General features: G+C 59.9%; 14 protein-coding genes. 2 read left to right on the top strand and 12 right to left on the bottom strand.

Annotated features, from left to right (window positions below):
* Position 1: 1 nt before the first annotated feature.
* A complete protein-coding gene (locus BMZ24_RS15625; RefSeq protein ID WP_092193692.1) occupies positions 2-439 on the top strand; it encodes a GNAT family N-acetyltransferase in 438 nt (145 codons plus the stop codon).
* Positions 436-1,605 carry a M20 metallopeptidase family protein gene (locus tag BMZ24_RS15620; RefSeq protein WP_092193691.1) on the top strand — a complete coding sequence of 390 codons (1,170 nt, stop codon included), beginning with the start codon at positions 436-438 and terminating at the stop codon, positions 1,603-1,605. Before BMZ24_RS15625 ends, BMZ24_RS15620 begins: the two co-directional genes overlap by 4 nt.
* A gap of 218 nt (positions 1,606-1,823) precedes the next feature.
* Here BMZ24_RS15620 and BMZ24_RS15615 read toward each other — a convergent pair whose 3' ends face one another.
* The 12 genes from BMZ24_RS15615 to BMZ24_RS15560 form a co-directional block, all read right to left on the bottom strand.
* Positions 1,824-2,684, bottom strand: coding sequence for an IS3 family transposase (locus BMZ24_RS15615; protein ID WP_244150387.1), 861 nt, complete (start codon positions 2,682-2,684; stop codon positions 1,824-1,826).
* A 20-nt stretch (positions 2,685-2,704) separates the two neighbouring features.
* Positions 2,705-2,992 (bottom strand): transposase, encoded by a 288-nt coding sequence (locus BMZ24_RS20220; RefSeq protein ID WP_092193689.1) that lies wholly within the window; start codon positions 2,990-2,992, stop codon positions 2,705-2,707.
* Between the two features lie 478 nt (positions 2,993-3,470).
* The gene (locus BMZ24_RS15605; RefSeq protein WP_092193688.1) at positions 3,471-3,797 is read right to left on the bottom strand and encodes a hypothetical protein; all 327 of its coding nucleotides are present in this window, start codon (positions 3,795-3,797) and stop codon (positions 3,471-3,473) included.
* Between the two features lie 48 nt (positions 3,798-3,845).
* Positions 3,846-4,562 carry a M48 family metallopeptidase gene (locus tag BMZ24_RS15600; RefSeq protein WP_161949188.1) on the bottom strand — a complete coding sequence of 239 codons (717 nt, stop codon included), beginning with the start codon at positions 4,560-4,562 and terminating at the stop codon, positions 3,846-3,848.
* 34 nt (positions 4,563-4,596) lie between these two features.
* On the bottom strand, positions 4,597-8,190 hold the full coding sequence (locus BMZ24_RS15595) for a PEP/pyruvate-binding domain-containing protein (RefSeq protein WP_092193686.1): 3,594 nt from the start codon (positions 8,188-8,190) through the stop codon (positions 4,597-4,599).
* A gap of 170 nt (positions 8,191-8,360) precedes the next feature.
* Positions 8,361-12,053: a pyruvate carboxylase gene (locus BMZ24_RS15590; RefSeq protein WP_092193685.1), complete on the bottom strand. Its 3,693-nt coding sequence runs from the start codon at positions 12,051-12,053 to the stop codon at positions 8,361-8,363.
* A gap of 17 nt (positions 12,054-12,070) precedes the next feature.
* Positions 12,071-12,919, bottom strand: a complete 849-nt coding sequence (locus BMZ24_RS15585) for a biotin--[acetyl-CoA-carboxylase] ligase (RefSeq protein WP_092193684.1) — start codon at positions 12,917-12,919, stop codon at positions 12,071-12,073.
* Positions 12,920-12,943: 24 nt separating this feature from the next.
* A complete protein-coding gene (locus BMZ24_RS15580; protein ID WP_208599867.1) occupies positions 12,944-14,215 on the bottom strand; it encodes a CheR family methyltransferase in 1,272 nt (423 codons plus the stop codon).
* A 28-nt stretch (positions 14,216-14,243) separates the two neighbouring features.
* Positions 14,244-15,317 (bottom strand): protein-glutamate methylesterase/protein-glutamine glutaminase, encoded by a 1,074-nt coding sequence (locus BMZ24_RS15575; protein WP_092193683.1) that lies wholly within the window; start codon positions 15,315-15,317, stop codon positions 14,244-14,246.
* 24 nt (positions 15,318-15,341) lie between these two features.
* A complete protein-coding gene (locus tag BMZ24_RS15570; protein ID WP_092193682.1) occupies positions 15,342-15,791 on the bottom strand; it encodes a chemotaxis protein CheW in 450 nt (149 codons plus the stop codon).
* Positions 15,792-15,896: 105 nt separating this feature from the next.
* Positions 15,897-19,094, bottom strand: a complete 3,198-nt coding sequence (locus BMZ24_RS15565) for a hybrid sensor histidine kinase/response regulator (RefSeq protein ID WP_092193681.1) — start codon at positions 19,092-19,094, stop codon at positions 15,897-15,899.
* Between the two features lie 201 nt (positions 19,095-19,295).
* A complete protein-coding gene (locus tag BMZ24_RS15560) occupies positions 19,296-19,598 on the bottom strand; it encodes an STAS domain-containing protein (protein WP_092193680.1) in 303 nt (100 codons plus the stop codon).
* Between the last annotated feature and the right edge of the window lie 246 nt (positions 19,599-19,844).

The following is a 19,844-nucleotide window of genomic DNA, read 5'->3' as shown; positions in this document are numbered from 1 at the left end:
CATGCACCAAATACGTATATCCCCCATGTCCATCAGCGATCACGCAGCGGCGATGGCACTGTGGCAAAATACTCCCGGCATAGGCCTGTCCGCGGCCGACGAAGCGCAGGCCATGCAGTCCTACCTGCAGCGCAATCCGGACCTGAGCCAATGCGCCTGGGCAGACGAACTTCTTGTCGGCACTGTTCTGGCCGGTCATGACGGGCGCAGGGGCTACCTGCACCATCTCTGCGTGCGCGATGACTTTAGGCACCGTGGCGTCGGGCGGCAGATGATAACGCGCGCCCTTGAGGGGCTTGCCGCGCTCGGCCTTGAAAAGGCTCACGCCTTTCTGTTCACGGACAACGAAACCGGGCGCAGATTCTGGGACCGGATCGGCTGGACATGGCGCACGGACATCGGAGTCGTGTCCGTGACCATTGAGGAGGCGATCAAATGAGTACGAACCTTCTGGCCCTCGCCCTTGAACAACTGGATCATGTGCGCGCCGTCCGCCGCGAACTGCACCGCTTTCCCGAGGTCGGGGCGGAGCTTCCAAGGACACGGGCGCTGGTGCTGCGCGAACTCGGCAAGCTGAATCTGAGCGTACGCGAGGACGTGGGCGGCGGGATCGTCGCCGATCTTCACGGCCCGGACGGAAGTCCTTGCATCGCGCTGCGCGCGGACATGGACGCGCTGCCGATCCAGGAAGAATCCGGGCTCGAATTCGCCTCCGAAATTGCAGGCCATGGCCATATGTGCGGTCACGACGCCCACACGGCCGTGCTGCTTGGGGCGGCGCGGCTGCTTGCCGGCCAAAGCGAGACCTTGCGGGCCGGAGTGCGTTTTCTCTTCCAGCCCAACGAGGAATTCCAGCCGGGAGGGGCCAAAGCCATGGTAGAGGCCGGATGCCTGGACGGCGTGGACGCGGTGTACGGCCTGCACGTCTGGCCCGGACAACCCGCGGGCTGGTTCGGGACGCGCAAGGGCCCGCTCATGGCCAGGCCGGATGTTTTCTCCATCACACTCACAGGCAAGGGCGGTCACGCCTCGGCCCCGCATCACTGCACGGACCCCATCCTGGCCGGAAGCCATCTGGTCACCGCCCTGCAGGGCATCATCTCCCGTAGGGTCGCGCCGCATGAGCGAGCGGTCCTGAGCGTGACCCGCTTCGAGGCCGGAAACAGCTACAACACCATCCCGGACAAGGCGTTCCTGCAAGGCACGGTGCGCGCCCTGACGGAGAAGACCGGCAATTTCGTGCAGGCCCAGATGCAGGACCTTGTCGGCAACCTGGCGCAGGGCATGGGCGTCAAGGCCGAGCTTGATTACGTGCGCGGATTCCCGGTGGTGGTGAACGACGCCGCAAGCACTGCCCGGGCCGTGAATTTGCTGCGCAGCCTTTCCGACAACGTGGAGGATGAGATAGAGCCGGTCATGGCGGGAGAAGATTTTTCGTACTACCTGAACGAGGTTCCAGGCTGCTTCATCTTCATGGGCTGCGGAGCCTGCGACGCACAGGGCCAGGGCGGACTGCACAATTCCTGTTTCCGCCTGGACGAGGATTGTCTCCCCTGGGGCGTGGCGGCCCTGGCCGGATTGGTCCGTAGGGGCGGTCCTGCGTGACCGCCCGGGCAGACACATAGGTCTGCCCCTACGGTGGGACGGGCCGGGATCGATCGTTGCGTTGTCGGCCTGGGATTCACACCGCGATTGGGCAGACACGTAGGTCTGCCCCTACGGGTGTTATGGTGGGCATTGTTTGGGATTGCGGTGCGATGGTAGGGGCGAAAAATTTTTCGCCCCTTGGATTGCCACAGAAAAAATGGACACAGACCGGGAGGTTAAGCCGCCCTGTTTCGCTGTCTCTGATAAAATGATTTTTCGAATGCCTCGGGACTCAGATATCCCAAAAAGGCATGACGCCTCTGCCGATTGTAGAAACTTTCCAGATAGATAAAAACATCCAACCGTGCTTCGCTGTATGTCCGATATCGTTTATCGCAGATCCATTCTTTTTTCAGCTTGCTGAAGAAGCTTTCAGCGACGGCGTTGTCCCAACAGTTTCCTCGACGGCTCATGCTGCATTCGAGTCCACTTTGGGCGAGGGCCGTCCTGAAGGCTTCGCTGGTATACTGGCAGCCTTGGTCACTATGATGAAGCAAACCAGCATTAGGCTTTCGGCGCTGAACCGCAGCCCGTAATGCTTGACATGCCAACTGTGCGTCTGCGCGATCTGACATCGACCAGCCGACAACTCGTCTTGAAAACAGATCCAACACTATTGCCAAGTAAAGCCAGCCTTCGTTCGTCCATAAATAAGTAATATCTGCCACCCACTTTCGATCGGGGGCTGAAGCCTGAAAAGTTCGCGCAAGCACGTTGTCCGGCCTAGAGCCTGGCCGTTCCGATTTGGAGGGATAGCGATGCTTACGGATAATTTTGGATCGTAACCCTTCCACCTGCATGACACGACGCACAGTCTCAAGACTACACGACAGACCCGCGTCTTCGACGAGGTCTCTGTGCACCTTTCGATATCCGTAAATACCATTGCTTTGGCGATGGTAAAAGCGGACTGCCTCACGCAACGTCTCATTTCGAGTTGCCCGCCGGCTTTTTCGAGCGGACAACCATCCATAAAAACCGCTGGCACTGACTCTGGCCAGTTTGCACAGTAAATTTACAGGATATTGATCTCTCAGTGTTTTTATCCATGCGTACTTTACAGAGATTCCTTGGCAAAGTACGCCGCAGCCTTTTTTAAAATCTCCACCTCCAAACGCAGACGGGCATTTTCTTCCCGCAAAGCTTTAGCGTCCTGCGCGGCAGCATCAGTGACTTCAGCCGCTGGAATCTCTCCGCTGGCACGGAATTGTCGGACCCAATCACGTACTGACCACGAACTGCAACCTAATTGCTCTCCGGCCACACGACACGAATACCCCAACTCGGTAACGAGCTTGACCGCAGATAATTTGAATTCTTTTGAATACTTGGCTGATCTTCCCATGTGTGTCTCCTCATGAGCGGAAGATAACCTCTCAAGCCGTGTCCGTCATCCTTAAGGCAGTCCACCTACGGTGGGACGGCCTGGGATCGATCGTTGCGTTGTTGGCCTGGGATTCACACCGCGGTTGGGCAGACACGTAGGTCTGCCCCTACGATGGGACGGCCTGGGATCAATTGTTGCATTGTCGGCCGGGGACCCGCACCGCGTAGGGGCGGTCCTGCGTGACCGCCCTTCTTCGGTCCTGCGTGACCACCCGGGCAGACACCGCGATTGGGCAGACACGTGGGTCTGCCCCTACGATGGGACGGCCTGGGATCAATTGTTGCATTGTCGGCCGGGGATCCGCACCGCGTAGGGGCGGTCCTGCGTGACCGCCCTTCTTCGGCCCTGCGTGGCCGCCTGGGCAGACATCGAGGTTGGGCAGACACGTAGGTCTGCCCCTACGGGGATTCTGGGGGCATTGTTTGGGATCACGCCCCTACGGTTGTTCGTAGAAGACGTATGTTGAAAATTCCGAGACCTCGAAATAGACCTTCTTTTCGTTTGCGCCGGGCAGGCCGTCCAGGTCCGTATCCGCGATGCCGTATCCAAAACGGTATCCACGGGCCTGGCTGTCGGAGGTGCCGTAGGCCGTTGAGAGTTTGTCTATCTTGACGAAACGGCGCACCAGCTTGTCACCGGAATAGACCTCAAGCACCCCGTTGGTGCCGGTCCAGTTCTGGATGGTCCGGCCGAGCTGGTTCTGGGCTTCCTGCGTGCATCCAAAAAATCCAAGGGCCAGCAACACAATCAGTAGTCGTCGCATGTCGTCTCCTTTTTTTGTTTTTCCGCCCGGACGATTCGTCACCAACCATCACCCGCCCTTGGCGCGCAGCTTGGACCAGCCCGGAAGCTCGTCCCATGCCCTGCGAATTTCGGATTCATGACTGACCGTGAGCGGATCGAGCTTGCGCAAGGCGGACCGGAATGCGGGGCCGTGGTTGCGATGCTCCACATGACAGAGCTCGTGCAGAATCACATGTCTCGCCAGCTCCTGCCGCAAAAAAAGCAGCTTGGCGTTGAGACTGATCCCGAAACGCGCGGAACAGCTTCCCCATCGTCCCTGCTGGTTGCGCACCCGCACCCCGCTTATACCCACTCCATGCGCCGCCGCAAGATCCCGGCACAAGGGTGCCAAATTGACTTTGCCCATCTCCACGAGCCAGCGCTGCAGAACAAGCGCGCCTGCAAGTGTCTCTCCTTGCGGCAGGAAAATTCGAAGCATGTCCCCGGTGACCGCAAGCCTGGTCCGGGGCCCTGTTTCGTACTGAACGCGGTAGGCGCGACCCAGAAATGGAAGCTCGACGGCCTCGGGCAACGGATTTTGCCCCGGGGCTTCATTGCGGGCCGACAGCTGGGCCAGATGGCTCTGAATCCACTTTTGATGACGTTCGAGAATGGCCGGAACTTCGGAGGTCGAGACGCGGTAGGGCAAGACTATCTCAAGGCCCTGACACGAGCGCATCTTGAGCCAGACCTTGCGCGCGCGATGGCTGCGGGTAACTGTGACGGGAATGGATTGCCAGTGCATGAATGAAAAAGGGCGGCTTAAAGCCGCCCCCGTTTTACCAGATGTTTTCGCGTTGAGTCGCCAGGGCTTTGACTTGCTCGTCATAGTCCGAGAATCCGGCCTGATGCAGGGCATCGAGCACAGTGGTTTCCCAATCCCAGTTGGAATAGATGACCGGCTTGTGGAAGATGCTGCGGAAGGAGGCCAGCTCCTGGCGGTAGAAATCCTCTTTCACGCTGCCCAGGTTGGACTGCAACTGCTCGTGCAGACGGGCCAACTCCCCTTCATACCAGTCCATGAGGTCGGGACCGGAGGTGTTCTTCTTGAGGATGTGCTCGTAACGGTTTTCGGCCAGGAGCATGTGCAGGCGTTCCAGGTGCTGTTCCTGAAGCCAGGCGCCCAGACCCGCGAGCGGGATGTTCTCGGCTTCCACCTCGGCCACGTCGAACTTGGTCTGCTGGTAGGTGTCGGGCACGACGGAAGCCGATACGATGCCGGCGATGCACACGAGACCACGGATGATCTTGGAATTGGATACGCCCTGCCCGCAGAATCCGACCTTCTTGCCGAACTTCTGCCCGGTGAAGATGGTGGTCAGGATGGCCCAGACTACGGCCGGGTCTTCCTCGTCGTAGATGTGGCGCAGCCGCGCGTTGTCGCGGTCCGTGCCGAGGACCAGCTGGGTCATGTCGTTGGAGCCGATGGAAAAGCCGTCGAATTCCTTGATGAATTCCTTGGCCAGCACGGCATTGCTCGGGATCTCGGACATGAGGATGATCTTCAGGCCGTTGTCGCCGGAGTGAATGTTGTGCACCTGACCCAGATAACGCTTCATGGAGCGTGCTTCTTCAAGGGTGCGCACGAAGGGCAGCATCAGATGCAAATTGGCGCCGCCGAATGCGCCACGCGCCAGCTTGAAGGCCTCCAGCTCCCAGTCATGGATGTTGCGGGACACGCCGCGATATCCGAGCATGGGATTGTCTTCATGGCCCTCGAAGAGCAACCCGCCGAGCAGATTGCGATATTCGTTGGTCTTGTAGTCAGTGGTGCGGTAGACGATGGTCTTGCCGTGGAAGGCCATGGAGAAGAGGGCCAGACCCTGGGCCAGGCTCTGGATGTAGAGCTCCTTGCCGCTGCGATAGCCGCGAGACTTGAGGATCTCCTGGATTTTCTCGGGCAGGGTGCGGACGTTGTCCATCTCCTGCTGCAGGCCGACTTTCTTGGCCACGTCTTCGCGCATGGCCGAGATTTTTTCCAGGGTGCTGACGATGACCGGATCGCGTTCGATGCGAGCCACGTCCTTGGCGATGGAGTCCTGAATTTCCAGGCGCCGGCGCTGGGAATGGGGATCGGCGCCAAGCAGTTCCAGCTCATCGGCATAGCCCATGATGACCGAGACATGATCCCTTAGATTGTGCGACGTCTTGAGCACTTCGAAACGCTGGGTCGCGAACTCCAGGTGCTCGTCAAGCTTCTTGTCCAACTCGCGCAGCTGGCGATGGATGGCCAGCACCTCATCGGTGCCCTTGGCCCCTTCCCTCTCGGTCAATTCTTCCATCTTGCGGGCCAGCCCCGTGACGATGCCCACGTAACTGCGCAACTTGATGTCCAGCGAGATGATGCCCGCGGCCATCTGCTCGAAGACGATCTTGGTCAGGTCGTTCTCGAGAAATTCGACCTTGGTGCCGACCACGGACTCCAGGGTGCCCAGGTCGTAGGCTTCAAGGGCCAGGGGATGCACGCCGATGTTGCCGAGCATGAACTCAGCACGCAGCAGGCCCACTTCGAAATCGGGCACATCGCGCAGCCGGGACAGGAACAGGGACTGCCCCACGTCGGCCAGAATGAGACCGACCTTGGTCTTGGTGGCCGGCAGCTTGCTCACGTCTATCTCGCCGCCCACGTCGACAAGCGGCAGCAGACCACGGTAAACCTTGCCCCGGGAGCCGTCCACGGTCACTTCGTGGTTGTCCAGGGTGCGCAGTTTCTCAAGACGCTTGATGCCAATGACCGCCGGGATGCCAAGCTCGCGCGAGGTGATGGCGGCATGGCTGGTGTCGCCGCCCGCGTCGGCCATGATGGCCGCCGCGATGCGCATGCCGGGCACCATGTCCGGGTCGGTGCGTTCGGCGGCCAGGATGTTGCCCTTGTTGATCTTGTTCAGTTCCAGGGCGGAACGCAGGTAGCGTACCAAGCCCTGGCCGGCGCCACGGGAAGCTCCGTTGCCTTCGAGGAGCACTTCAGCTTCCTTGGCGGCATCGGGATCGACTTCCTTGCGACGCATGAAAATGGTGTGGGGATGGTGCTCAAGGTCTTCGTTCCAGCGGGTCTCGGGACGGGCCTGCACGAACCAGAGGCGATCCCACTGATCGATGCAGAACTCCGAATCCATGATCATGCCGCCGTAACCCTTACTGATGCAGCGCACTCCCTTGGCCACGGACTCGGCCTGAGCCAGGGACAGGGACCAACGGTAGGCCATGTCCTCGGCCACGGCCTCGACCTTGGTGCCGCGTCCGGATTCCTTGTAGATGATGCGCTTGTCCTTGCAGCCCATGTAGCGGATGACGATTTCCTGACCGTCCTCACGCTGGAAAACGTAAAACTTGTCGGGCGTGACCAGACCGCTGACCACCGCTTCGCCAAGACCGTAGCTGGCGTCGATGGAAACGAGATCCTGACGCGTTGTGCCCCGGCATCCGGTGGAGGTGTCGGCGGAAAAGGCAGTTCCGGAAATGACGGGGTTGATCATGCGCATGATGCACACGGACAGGGAAGTGTTCTCGATGGCCCACTCCTGCTTGGCCTTGACGCCGATGGAGTCGTCGCCGGTCTGCTCGGCCTTGGCCACGGCATCGAGGATGGCTTCGCGCCGGTAGGTCATGGAGCGCAGGTTGTAGGCGGAAGCGCAGTCCCAGTGGTAGGCCTGCACGACATAGTTCTCGCCGACAATGTTCAGGTAGGTGTCCTGCAATCCGGCAAAGGCCTTCTTGCGGCTGTCCTCGCCGGCTGCCGAAGAGCGCACGGCGACAGGCTCGTTCTCAAGGCCCGCCTCCTTGCAGATCTCAAGGTAGGCTCCGCGCACGGCGTCAGCCACGTCCTTGGGCAGGTCCACGGACAGGATTGCGGCCTGCACGAGCACGGATCTCTTGCGCAGCTGATCGATACCCTCGGGTGAAACGGCGAAGCCTTCCACCACGTTGTTGATGAAGGTGCGCAGCCGGATCAGGGTGCCCTCCTGCTTCTTGGCGGCCTCCTTCACGTCCAGGGCGATCTTGCGAACGAACTTCTGCAGAAATTCCGAATCCTTGTTGATCTCGGCATCGGTCCAGTCCATGGAATCGTAGGCCTTGTCCACCGAGGTGCGGACCAGGGCGGCGTTGACCTTTGTCTCATCGAGAAGTTTATGGAAGGCGATGGAGGAGACGGCCCGAAATTGCGGAGCCCGGATGCCTTCTATAGTGCTGATGATTGCGGTGTTGTAATTCTTGCCGCCGACCAGAAGCTCGGCATCTTCGCCAATCGTCGCGATATCCTTGCCGGTCAGGATGAGCTGCTTTTGAATCTGCTCTATCACTGCGGGAGGCGTGGCGACCTCCGTGGACGTATCGGCTTTCTTCTTGGAACTCTTCTTGTCGCTCTCAGCCATCTTCTCCTCCTCTTTCGTGCGCAAATCGAAAACAAGTGTGATCGCCCGGAAAAAAACTGGGCTTGGGGTACATGCCGACGCGTCTGTACGTCAACAAACCTGAACCTTCATGACACGAAAATAATATATGCAAAAGTTCTTGACATAAAAGAACAGGCCCCGTGGCCTGTCTAAACCTTCTGACCGCAAGACGGACAGAACTTGAAGTCATCCCGGGTCACCGGAGCCGAACAGGTCGGACATTTCCGGGGAGCAGGCACAAGCTCTACCAGAAGCTCCCCTTCCTTGACCGGTACCATTTTCTTGTCTTCCTGGTAATCGGCAAATTTGAGCACGCGCCCGACCATGCCGTCCACCGGAGCAAGAATGGATTTTTCCTGCTTCATGATTGATATATTGAAGAGTTCCTCTCCTTTCTTGACCATGTCGCCGGGCTTGACGTGCACGACCCACAAGTCACCGCTGGACGGCGAACCCACATGATACGGATTGCGGGAATCGGCCATTTCCAGACCGGAGTCATCCTTGCCCGAGGCCTCGGCCACCTTGACCTGCATGGAGAAGGATTCGGAGTCCAGGGAATAGGAAACAAGGCTCATGCCATGGTCGTCCGGACGCGAGATATGCTGCAGGGTCAGGACATGATGCTTGCCCTGGCTGTCCTTGAACATGACTTCGTCCCCGGCCTTGAGGCCTTCAAACCAGACATGCAGGGGCAGACGGTTGCAGTCTCCGTATTTGCCCACGAATTTTATGGTGTTCAGGGCGTCGCCCGGATGGTTCAGGTACATGACCAGCTCCTCGTCCGTGGGAATCCGCCCGATGTGCTCGGCCAGGCTCTGCTGCTCCTTGGGCACGTCGATGTCCAGCAGAGTCGTCAGCGGAGAGGACTCGGTGCGCCGGGAAATGGCGTCACGGTATTCGGGACCGAAGGCGGACTCATAGACCCAGTCCGGCGGAAAGCCCAGGGGCAGGCGTCCGAACTTGCCCAGAAGCAAATCACGGAACGCGTCGTTGGCATCCTGATAGATCTTCAGGCGCTCGGCGCGGGCTTCATCCGTCAGCATTTCCTCGGGCACGGTCACCACCTGATCGAGCACGGCCAGAAGCCTGCGCACTCCACGGCGTCCGCCGCGCTTGTATGCGCCGGTCACGGCCAGAAACGCGGTGTTCCAGGTGATCTGCGAACCGGGCGTGACATCATGGTAGCGCACGATCTTGCGGATTCCGGCCAGGAACTTGAGCATGAACGGCAGCAGATGGATGTAGCCCTGCTTCATGGCCCCTTCCTGGGACGAGGACGTCGCGCCGCCGGGCATGCCGTGCTCGATGACGTCGTAGTCGATGCCCTGGAAGTGCGGAGCCGTGTAGCGGTCGTAGTAGGGCATGATCTGCTTGAGCACGAAACCCGTGGTGCGGATCATGTCCTTGTTGAGATTTGTCTTCAGCCCCAGTTCCTCGATGTAGGCCGCCGTGGAGAGAACCTCGCCCTGACCGTACCAGCGCACGGCCGCGCCGATGGCCGCGTCCACGATATGCGCGCCGGCCTTGGCCGCCGCCGCCATCGCGGGCACGAAGAGGCCGTCGGTGTAGTGGCGATGCGAATGGATGACCAATTCGGGATAGCTCTTGCGGATGGCCGAAACCAGCTCGGTCATGAATATTGGGGGACAGACACCGGCCATGTCCTTGAGGCCCAGGATGATCAGCCGTTCGGCCTTCTTCTTGGAACAGCCCGCCACCTGGGCGGTCATGTCGATGATCTCCTGCACCACGCCCAGATAATGGGGCACGTCAAAACCCTTGGCAAAGGACAGGGAGATGGCCGGTTCCCAGATGTTTTTCCTGGAATTCAGGGCCACCTCGGCGAAGGGGCGCATATTTTCGATATGATTGAGAAAATCGAAACAGCGAATGACATCGTAGTGCTCGCAGATCATCTCACCGGTGCGACGCATGATGTTGCGCGGCTGCGGTTTGTAACCGAGCACGTTGGTGGAACGGATGAGGATCTGCTTCAGGGTCTTGGGCGCGAACTCGTTCCATTCACGGGCTTCGCTGAAGGGGTAGGTCATGTTGGCGAGCATGGCGACATGAAAATGCGCCCCGCCGCCGTTCTCCAGCGAAAAGAAACCGCAGTTGTCGAGATAGGGGCCGATGATGCGATCTTCGGCCAGTCGGAAACGGTTGCCCGAGTTGGACTGGGTGATGTCGCGGGTGGTCGTGTCCGAGAAATGGACGTGATCGGAATCACGGATGTAGGCAAGGGTCGCGTCCCTGTCACCACGCGGATAGGGATATTCGTAATATTCCGGCTCGATGCCCGGCAGCGAAGGCTTGAAGGCGTCCATGCGCTTGCCGTCCTTGGTCCGGTATTCCCCGAGCTTGACGTGCGGGTTGTACCCGTGCGCGGAAATCTCGGCCACCAGGCGTGAAAGGCGCACGGCCTCGGACTCCTTGTCCATGTAGATCATGAGCTCCGGAGCGCTGGCCACGAACTTGGTGTCGTACTCTCCGGCGCGGAAGCGCGGATGCGCGATGATCTGGCGATGAAAGTGGATGGTGGTCTTGATTCCGCCGATGATGTACTCGTCCAGGGCCCTCTCCATGATCCCAAGCACCTTGCCCCACTGCGGGCCGTAGGCGATGAGCAGGGAAGCAGCCGAGTCGTACTGGGAGGGAAACTCGTACCCGCCGCAGACGCATGAATCCACGCGCACGCCGGGACCGCCCGGAGACATGTACCGGGTGATGCGTCCGGCGTTGGGCGAGAAATCGTTCTGTGGATCCTCGCAGTTGACGCGGACCTGGATGGCGTGGCTCTTGGGCGTGCAGTTCTCCTGGTTCAGGCGCAGCTCAGCGCCGAAAGCCACGGCGATCTGCTCTTCCACCAGATCGATGCCATAGCGGCACTCGGTGATGCCGTGCTCGACCTGCAGGCGGGTGTTGACCTCGATGAGATAGGCGCGGCCCTCGGAATCGACCAGAAACTCCACGGTGCACAGGGAATGGTATCCCACCGCGCGTACCAGCTGGCGCGAGTAATCCTTGAGCTTTTCACGCAGCTCCTCGGTCATGCCCGGCCAGGGAGAGGGAGTGATCTCGACCAGCTTCTGGTGGTTGCGCTGCACGGTGCAGTCGCGTTCGTCGAAGGCGAAGACATTGCCGTACTTGTCGGCGATGACCTGAATCTCGATATGTCTGATGGAGGTCAGCAGGCGCTCCACGTACAGGCGCGGATTGCCGAAAGAGGCCTGGGCCAGGGTCGAAGCCTTGATGAAGGCGTCGGCCAATTGATCCTGGCTGAAAACTTCGTAAATCCCTCGTCCGCCGCCGCCGCCCTCGGCCTTGAGCATGACCGGCAACCCTATTTCGGCGGCCACCGTCTTGGCTTCTTCAACGGAAACGGCGCCCTCGGAACCCGGCACCACGGGGATGCCCAGCTTCTGGGCCAGGGTGCGGACCTGAACCTTGTTGCCCAGCAGACGCATGGCCTCCGAGGTGGGTCCGATGAAAATGATTCCGGCATCGGCGCATTTGGAAGGAAAGGAGTCGTCCTCGGAGGCAAAGCCCCATCCGGGATGGATGGCCGCGACGCCCCGGGCCTTGGCCAGGGCGATTATCTTGTCGATGTCGAGGTACGCACGCGAGTTCTCCCCGAGATGAAGGAGTGCGTGGGCGCCGGAGGTAAAGGGGGCTGTCTTGTCCACATCCGTGGCCGTGATCATGGGCACGCCCTGAAAAACTTCCTTGATGGAACGAACGATTCTTCTGGCGGGAATGCCGCGATTGGCGACAAGAATCTTTTTGCCCCGGATCTCCCGGGCCACTTCTTCAAAACTGCGGGGAGTCTGCGAACACATATATTTCTCCGTATGCGTTATATTTGACCTTCCGACCAGCCCTCGGGACGCAGCGAACCGGAATGCAAGACCCGCCTTTCGCCGTCGGCGAGAAGGACGATGCCGCCATCCGGGCTTACCCCCGCATACGTTCCGCAAACCGATGATCGATTGTCAGAAACGCGCACCAAGGCCCCAAGATAGGCTAGAACAGGCTCGATTAACTGGGAAAACTCCAGAGGGGTCGAATCAGAAAGTTCAGTACTGTAACGGAGCCGACCAAAATTCACAAGCCGTAACCACAGGCCAAAAATGGACACTCCCCGCAAAAGCCCGCCCAGATTTGCCGCAACGCAGGCATGATCCCGGCGCAGGTCGGCGTCCTCAGGGCATGACGCGATGTTGAGCCCTATCCCGGCCAGGAGCACATCGCCCCTCTCCTCGATCAGGATTCCGCCGATCTTGCGCCCATGCAACAGAATATCGTTCGGCCACTTGAGCGTCACCGGCACCCCAAGCTCGCCCAGTCCCCGACACATGACCCAGCCGACCAGCACGGAGAGCATGTTCTGCCAGGAACTCGGGGGCATGGGCAGCCGCCAGGCCGCGAACAGGTTGCCGGGCTGGGAAATCCAGGTCCTGCGCATTTGCCCTCGGCCAGCCCACTGACGGGTGGCCAGGACCGAATCCCATGGGTCAAGGCAGCCCTGCCCGGCCAGGTATCCGGCCACGTCAAGGGCCGAGGAGCATGGTCCGCAAAGATAAACGCGCTCGTCCGGCCGGTCGGCGCAAGGCTCGCCCGGACCGAGAATGGCGGACGCGTCGGCGTGGTCGGCGGAAAATGCGTCCGTGACGCCCTCGATATCAGGAGTCCAGAGGATGGGCATGAGCTTTTACCGGCAAAACGTGGATCAGGATTTGCTCTTCTGCTTCTTTTGCATCAGCAGGCGCTTGAGATCGGACTTGTCTCCCGCGCGATAAACCTGCGCGGGCTGGGACCGGACCGGAGCGGGACGAGGCGCCACAGTGCGCGGAGCCTCTTCGGGGGGAGAAACCTGCTCGACAGCGACGGCGATGGGCGCGGGTTCCGGTTCGACCGGCCGCACGGGAGGCGCGGGAGTGGGCGGAACGGCCGCAGCCGGACGTGGCGGGACAGCGGATGGCGCGGCAGTGGCGGGCACGGCGCGTGGAGCCGGACGCGGCGGAGACGCCGGAGCGGCCACGGGCGTGGGACGCGGAACCGGGAGGGGCGGCCGGACGACGGAGGCCGACGCCGTTGTCCCGGCAAATCCCGGAGCGGGCGTCTGGGCGTAGCTGAAGCCCGTGGGCGTCAGCGGCGAAGAACCGGCGACAGGCTGATAGAAAATGGAGCGCATGTAGCGCTTCGGCTCGAACATGCCCGTCACTCCGGTCAGGGACTCGGTGGACCCGATCACCAGGGAACCGTCGGGCTCAAGGACGGAGGCAATTTTCTCGAAAACCATCTTCTTGTCGGCTGGAGTGAAATATATCGCAACGTTGCGGCAAAAAACTATGTCGAACTTGCCAAGCCCCGCAAACGGCTTCATCAGATTGAACTTCTTGAAGACAGCCATGGCCCGGATCTCGTCCTTGATCTTCCACCCGTCGCCCATGAGCGTGAAGTACTTGTTCAACGTCTGCTGCGGCAGGCCGCGCTCTATCTCGAACTTGTTGTATTTTCCGTAGCTCGCCTTGGTCACGGCGTCATCGGAGATGTCGGTACCGAGGATGGAAATCTGGAAATTGCTCAGGTTGCCAAGGGCCTCGCGCAGGGCGATGGCGATGCTGTAGACTTCCTGTCCGGTGGAGCAGGCGGCGCTCCAGATGCGGATGGGAATGTTGCGTCCTGAAGCCGATTTCGAGCGGGTGTCGATGAGATCCGGCAGGATCTTGTGCTTGAAGACTTCAAAGGGGGAAGCGTCGCGGAAAAAAAGGGTCTCGTTGGTGGTGATGGCGTTGACGATCTCTTTTTCCATGTTGCCGCCGCGATCGGCCTTGGCCTTGGCGTGCAGGTCCAGATAGGAAGCGCAGCCATACTGCTGCATCATGGATTTGAGCCGCGTCTCGACCAGATAGGTCTTGGTCGAGTCCAGGGCCACCCCGCAAATGGAGTAGATGTATTTGGAGAGGACGCTGAATTCGTCCGCGGTGATGCTCGTCATAGTGCCGCCACTGTTGGAATTGGCATGGCTAACGCACCGTGCGGATGATCTCGGAGGCGATCATCGGCAAAGGTGAGACAACATCCACGACACCCGCCTCGACCGCGATCTTGGGCATGCCGTAAACCACGCAGGACTCCTCGTCCTGGCCTATGGTCACGGCCCCGAAGCTCTTGAGCACCTTCAGGCCCAGGGTCCCGTCGCCGCCCATGCCGGTCATGATCACGCCGGTGGACAAGGCTCCATATTCCCGCGCCACGGAGCGGAACATGTAGTCCGCAGCCGGTTTGCAGTTGTTTTCAGGCGGATCGTCGGTGATCTGGATGATCTTTGCTCCGCCCGTGCCCGAGGCCACGCGCATGTGCTTGCCGCCGGGGGCGATGTAGATCACGTCGGGGCGCACGACCTCGTTGTTCTCGGCTTCACGAACCTCGTACTGGCACTTGGCGTCCAGGCTCTCGGCCAGGGACTTGGTAAAGACGGGCGGCATGTGCTGGACCACGAAGATGGGTACCCCGAGCTTTGGGAGCTGCGGCAGCATTTTGGTCAGGGCATTGGGCCCGCCTGTGGAGATGCCGATGGCCACGACCTTGGACTTGCCCGTGCGCCGGGACGAAGCCAGTATTGACGGAGCCGCGGGAGCCGGCGCGGGAGCGCCGACGGGCCTGTGCCTCTGTTTGAGCAGGGACCGAAGCTCCAGCCGCTTCGCGAAGGCCTTCACCCTCGGCTGAATGGCGCTCCGAAGGAGCTGCACATTTTCCTGCATGCCCTCGGCGTCCGGCTTGGCGATAAAATCGAAAGCCCCGAGTTCCAGCGCGCGCATGGTGATGTCGCTGCCGCGCTTGGTCAGTGTGGAAAGCATGATCACGCCCACATCGGGAAAACTCTTCTGGATCTCCTGCAGGGTCTCGAGTCCGTTCATGATCGGCATTTCCACATCCAGCGTGATCAGGTCCGGTTTCAGGGACGCAATGCGCGTCAAGGCGATCTTCCCGTTATTGGCGGTGCCGACCACTTCGATCCCCGATATCTCGGCGAGAATGTCGCCCACCACCTTGCGATACATTATTGTATCGTCCACAACCAGAACACGCAGATTCATCCAGACTCCTAGATATAAATTGACTTAATCGTCGGCCAGCACTTCACCGACATCGAGCACGGCGATGAGATCCCGGGAGGACTTGAGCACGCCCTGGAAATACTTGCCCTTGAGCCCCTTGATGTTGGAGGGGGTCGGTTCCATGTCTTCCCATTTGGATGTGACCACGTCGGTGATGCGGTCGACCAGCAGGCCGATGTTCTCATCGCGGGAATTGACGATGATGATGCGGCTGGTTTCCGTGGTTTTCGAAGGCGCCAGGCCCAGCTTGCGGCCCAGGTCGATAATGGTCACGATCCTGCCGCGCAGGTTCATGATGCCAAGCACATAGGACGGCGCCTGCGGCACCTTGGTCATTTCCATCTGCCGGTTCATTTCCTGAATGAGATTGATGTCAATCCCGCACAGGGCCGAACCTACGTAAAAGCAGGACAGCTGCAGGGCACCCGTCTTTTCTTTGGCCTGCTGTTTCATGCAATTCTCCTTGAAAGAGCTCTAGGCATCACTCATGCACCGCACACGCTTTTTTAAGATTGAAGCCGTCTCGTGGATTGCGGGATTCCCCCGCATCCACGGCCGTCAGGAGGCGTAACGCTTCAACCACTCGTAAATGGACTGCAGGAGGCGCTCCTTGTCCAGCTTTACCTGATAATCGTCAATACCCACGGCCTTGCCGCGCGCCACGTCTTCATCTCCGGCCAGGGAAGTCAGGGCCACGATAGGCATCATGGAGAAACGCCTGTCCTGGCGGATGCGCCGGGAAAGTTCGAATCCATCCATATTGGGCATCTCGATGTCCGTGACCACGAGGTCGAATTTTTCCGGATCCGCGTCGAGCATGTTCCAGGCCACCACGCCATCCTCGGCCACATCGACCATGTATCCGTCATCCTCGATGAACTTCCTGACCTGGTTGCGGAAGAAATCCGAGTCCTCGACCAGGAGCAGATGCGGAACCCCGACCTCGCCCGCATCATCGGCGATCTCGATGCTGCCGCGCACCGCGAACCAATCGGGCTGTACCGTCTGGATGAGTTCGTAAATGTCCACGATGAGGGTGGTTTTGTCGCCGATGACCGCCGATCCGCTGATGCCGGGCTGCTTCAGGGTGAAGCTGTCGAGAGCGACCTGCGCCTCGATGGCGTCCACCGGCGGCTTGGCCAGAAGGCCTATCTCGTGACCGGCCATGAGGAAGACGATGACGATGAGTTCACCGGAGATGTCAAGCAAGCCCACATTGGTCGCCTGATCGAGGGAGAAGACCGGCAGGGTTCCACCACGGTACTTGATGACCCGCCGTCCGCCGACCTCTTCGATCTCGGCGGCATCGATGAGTTCCACCCGGGCCACGAGGTCAAGAGGCACGGCGCAGTATTCCTGCGGCGTGTTGCGGAAGACAAAGAGGGAGAGTTTTTCCTGGCCGGTGGCCGCCTCGGCTTCCTTGGGAGTCTGCACGGCTTCCCGGGCCACGCTCAGGCTGAGGTCGCCCAGGCGTCCCAGGCCCGCCACATCGAGGATGAGCGCGACATGCCCGTCGCCCATGATGGTCGCGCCCGCATACCCTTGGCATTCTTTAAAATGCCGGCCCAGCGGCTTGACCACGATCTCGACCGAGTCGTGGAGCTGATCGACGACCAAGCCGTACCGGAACTGTCCGGCCGAAACCACGACAAGGTTGACATCGGCCGAGGCGCACCCGGATTCGCGGATGTCGCCGAGACTCTTCTCGCCGCGCAGGATCTCGCCCACCATCTTGGAGGCTTCGCAAGAGTCGGCGTTGAGGCCCAGCACATTGGAAAGATACAGCAGCGGTATGAGCTCGCCGCGCAGCAGGAGCACTTCGGCGTCGCCAACCAGCTCCACGCGCTCCGTGATCTGATCGACGGGAATGCGCAGCAGTTCGTCGACGTTGACCTGCGGAATGGCGTAACGTTCCTGGCCCACGGATACGAGCAGGCTGGGGATGATGGCCAGAGTCAGCGGCAGCTTGATGCGGATGGTCGTGCCTTTGCCCCGCTCGGTTTCGATATCGACCTGTCCGCCGAGCTGATCCAGGTTGGACTTGACCACATCCATGCCCACGCCGCGTCCGGAAACATCCGTGACCTGCTCGGCCGTGGACAGGCCGGGCAGGAAAATCAGGTTGGCCTTTTCCTTGTCGGACATGGACTTGGCCTGATCCGGCGAGATGAGGCCGCGACTCAGGGCCTTGGCCACGATCTTTTCGGTGTCGAGTCCGCCGCCGTCATCGACGATCTCGATGATGACCTGTCCGGCCTCGTGATAGGCCTTGAGCACGATGGTACCCATGGCCTGTTTTCCGGCCTTCACGCGCACATCGGGCATCTCGATGCCGTGATCCGCTGAATTGCGGACCAGGTGGGTCAACGGATCGCCCAGGCCTTCAATGATGGTCTTGTCCAGCTCGACGTCGTTGCCTTCGAGCTGCAGGTCGATCTCCTTGCCCAGATTGCGGGCCAGATCGCGGACCACGCGCGGAAACTTGTTGAAAATGTTGCCGACCGTCTGCATGCGGGTCAGCATGATGGTTTCCTGCAGCTCGGACGTGACCAGATCGATGCGCTGCCCGGCCACCTCGATCTGGTGGATGGCGCCAGAGGAAATGGCCTGCATGAGCTGGTTGCGGCTCAAAACCAGTTCTCCCGCCAGGTTCATCAGGTCTTCGAGCAGGCTGACATGCACGCGCAGGGAATCGGGCTGAGCGATGGCGGATTTGGGAGCCTTGGGGTCGGGCCTTCGGCCCGCATCCTCGTCGGCCGTCACCTGGGGCTCGGGCCGTGGAGCAGGTGCGGCTGGCGCGGTGGGAGCAGGGGCCACGGGTGCGGCCGGAGCCGCGGGCTTGGGCGCTGGCGCGGCCAGGGCCGAGGCCAGGGTTTCCCCGCTGAAGAGCTCCGAAATCAGGGAATCAGTCCGGTCCTCGTTGGGAGTCTGCGGGGTCTGGTCCAGAAGCTCCTGGGCGAAATCGGCCACCGGGGCCGCCTGATCGGAAGGCAGGTCGATGCTCAGGGTCGTGATGAATTCGCTTCCCAGGTCCAGAAGCGCGGGCATGATGTCGTCCTCGATGATGGAACCAAAAAGAACGAAGAAAGGAATGCGATTGGAAAAATCGTCGTCCTCCAATGTGCCCACCGCCTCGAAATCGACCTTCAGATCGAGAATCACGCCCGTGGAATCCATGCCCTTCAAAATATCGAAGATGGTCTTGTTCTTGCGCTGCACGTCATGGATCAGATCGAACTCAAGGAGGTAAAGGTTCTTCCCCCCCTTCTTGTTCTGAAGCAGATCGAACTCCGCGACCTCGAAGACGACTCGTCCCCGATTATCCCGGACCTCGACCAGACGATCCACGGAAGCCTTCTCCTCGCCCTCCAGATTGGCCGAAGCCGCCGCCGTCAGGGCCGCGACATGATCGTCGATATACGCGTCATTGCTCTCGGCCACATTGGAGATCAGGTCACGCAACTTGTCGAAGGCCAAAAGGACGATGTTGACCACTTCGGGCTCCGGGACAAGCTCGCGATTGCGGACCATGTCCAGGATGTTTTCGATCTTGTGTCCCAGGTCCTTGATCTTGGTCAGACCCAGAAATCCGGCACCCCCCTTGATGGAATGCGCCGCGCGAAAAACCTTGTTGACCAGCTCGACATCGATATCCGCACCCGCCTGTTCAATGGCCAGCAAATCGTTCTCGATATCCCCGAGGTGCTCGGCTGCTTCTTCCACGTACATTTGGAGAGTTTCGTCATCCATCATCATTGTGCGAACTCCATATGGATTTCAATTTATGAGGCCTTCTCCCGCGCCCGCGGGCACCGGTCCCAAGCGCCCGGGCTTGCGCCCGCGCTCCGGATCTAAAAAAAACGACCGGGAACGATCTGCCCTCCCCTGGCTCCCGCCATTGGCAACAAAGGGCATTTCTCACCTGCAACGATGGCGGGCATTTGCCGCCTGACCGCGTTATGAGTCCAGGTTCAGATGCTGGTCAAGACGCATCGACTTGAAAAGTTTGATTATATTTCCTGAAGCGTTGACAATGATCAACTTCCCGCCTTTTTTCTTCATGGAATTGTGCGTGGCAATGATCACTCCGATACCTATGGAGTCCATCATCCCCGCCCCGGTCAGATCGATACGCACCTCCGCCGGGGAGTCCGCCAGCAACGAAGCCAGCTCCTGCTTGAACTCCGGAACCATGGAGGACACAAGATCCTGACCCGGGGTGATGGTGGCAATATTCCCTTCGCGGACGATAGCAGACATAGGCGGCTCCTTAGGAGAAAAATCATGGCTGGGAGGACCTTCTTACACACGGGTCCATACGATATCAATCTACATCACTGGTAATAATTTGCAACAATTACTGATCATTGCTCCCAAAATTTCGCATACGCGCGCTACCCGCCCTACATAATCCCGTACACAGCCAACATAAAAGACGTTTTTCGCGTATGCCGAGAATATGCGCTTTGCCCTTGTCAACATTCTGATTTTCTGGAAAATATAAGT

This window comes from Desulfomicrobium norvegicum, from assembly GCF_900114595.1.
GTDB classification, from domain to species: Bacteria; Desulfobacterota; Desulfovibrionia; order Desulfovibrionales; family Desulfomicrobiaceae; genus Desulfomicrobium; species Desulfomicrobium macestii.
This window is presented reverse-complemented; position numbering and strand designations above follow the sequence as displayed.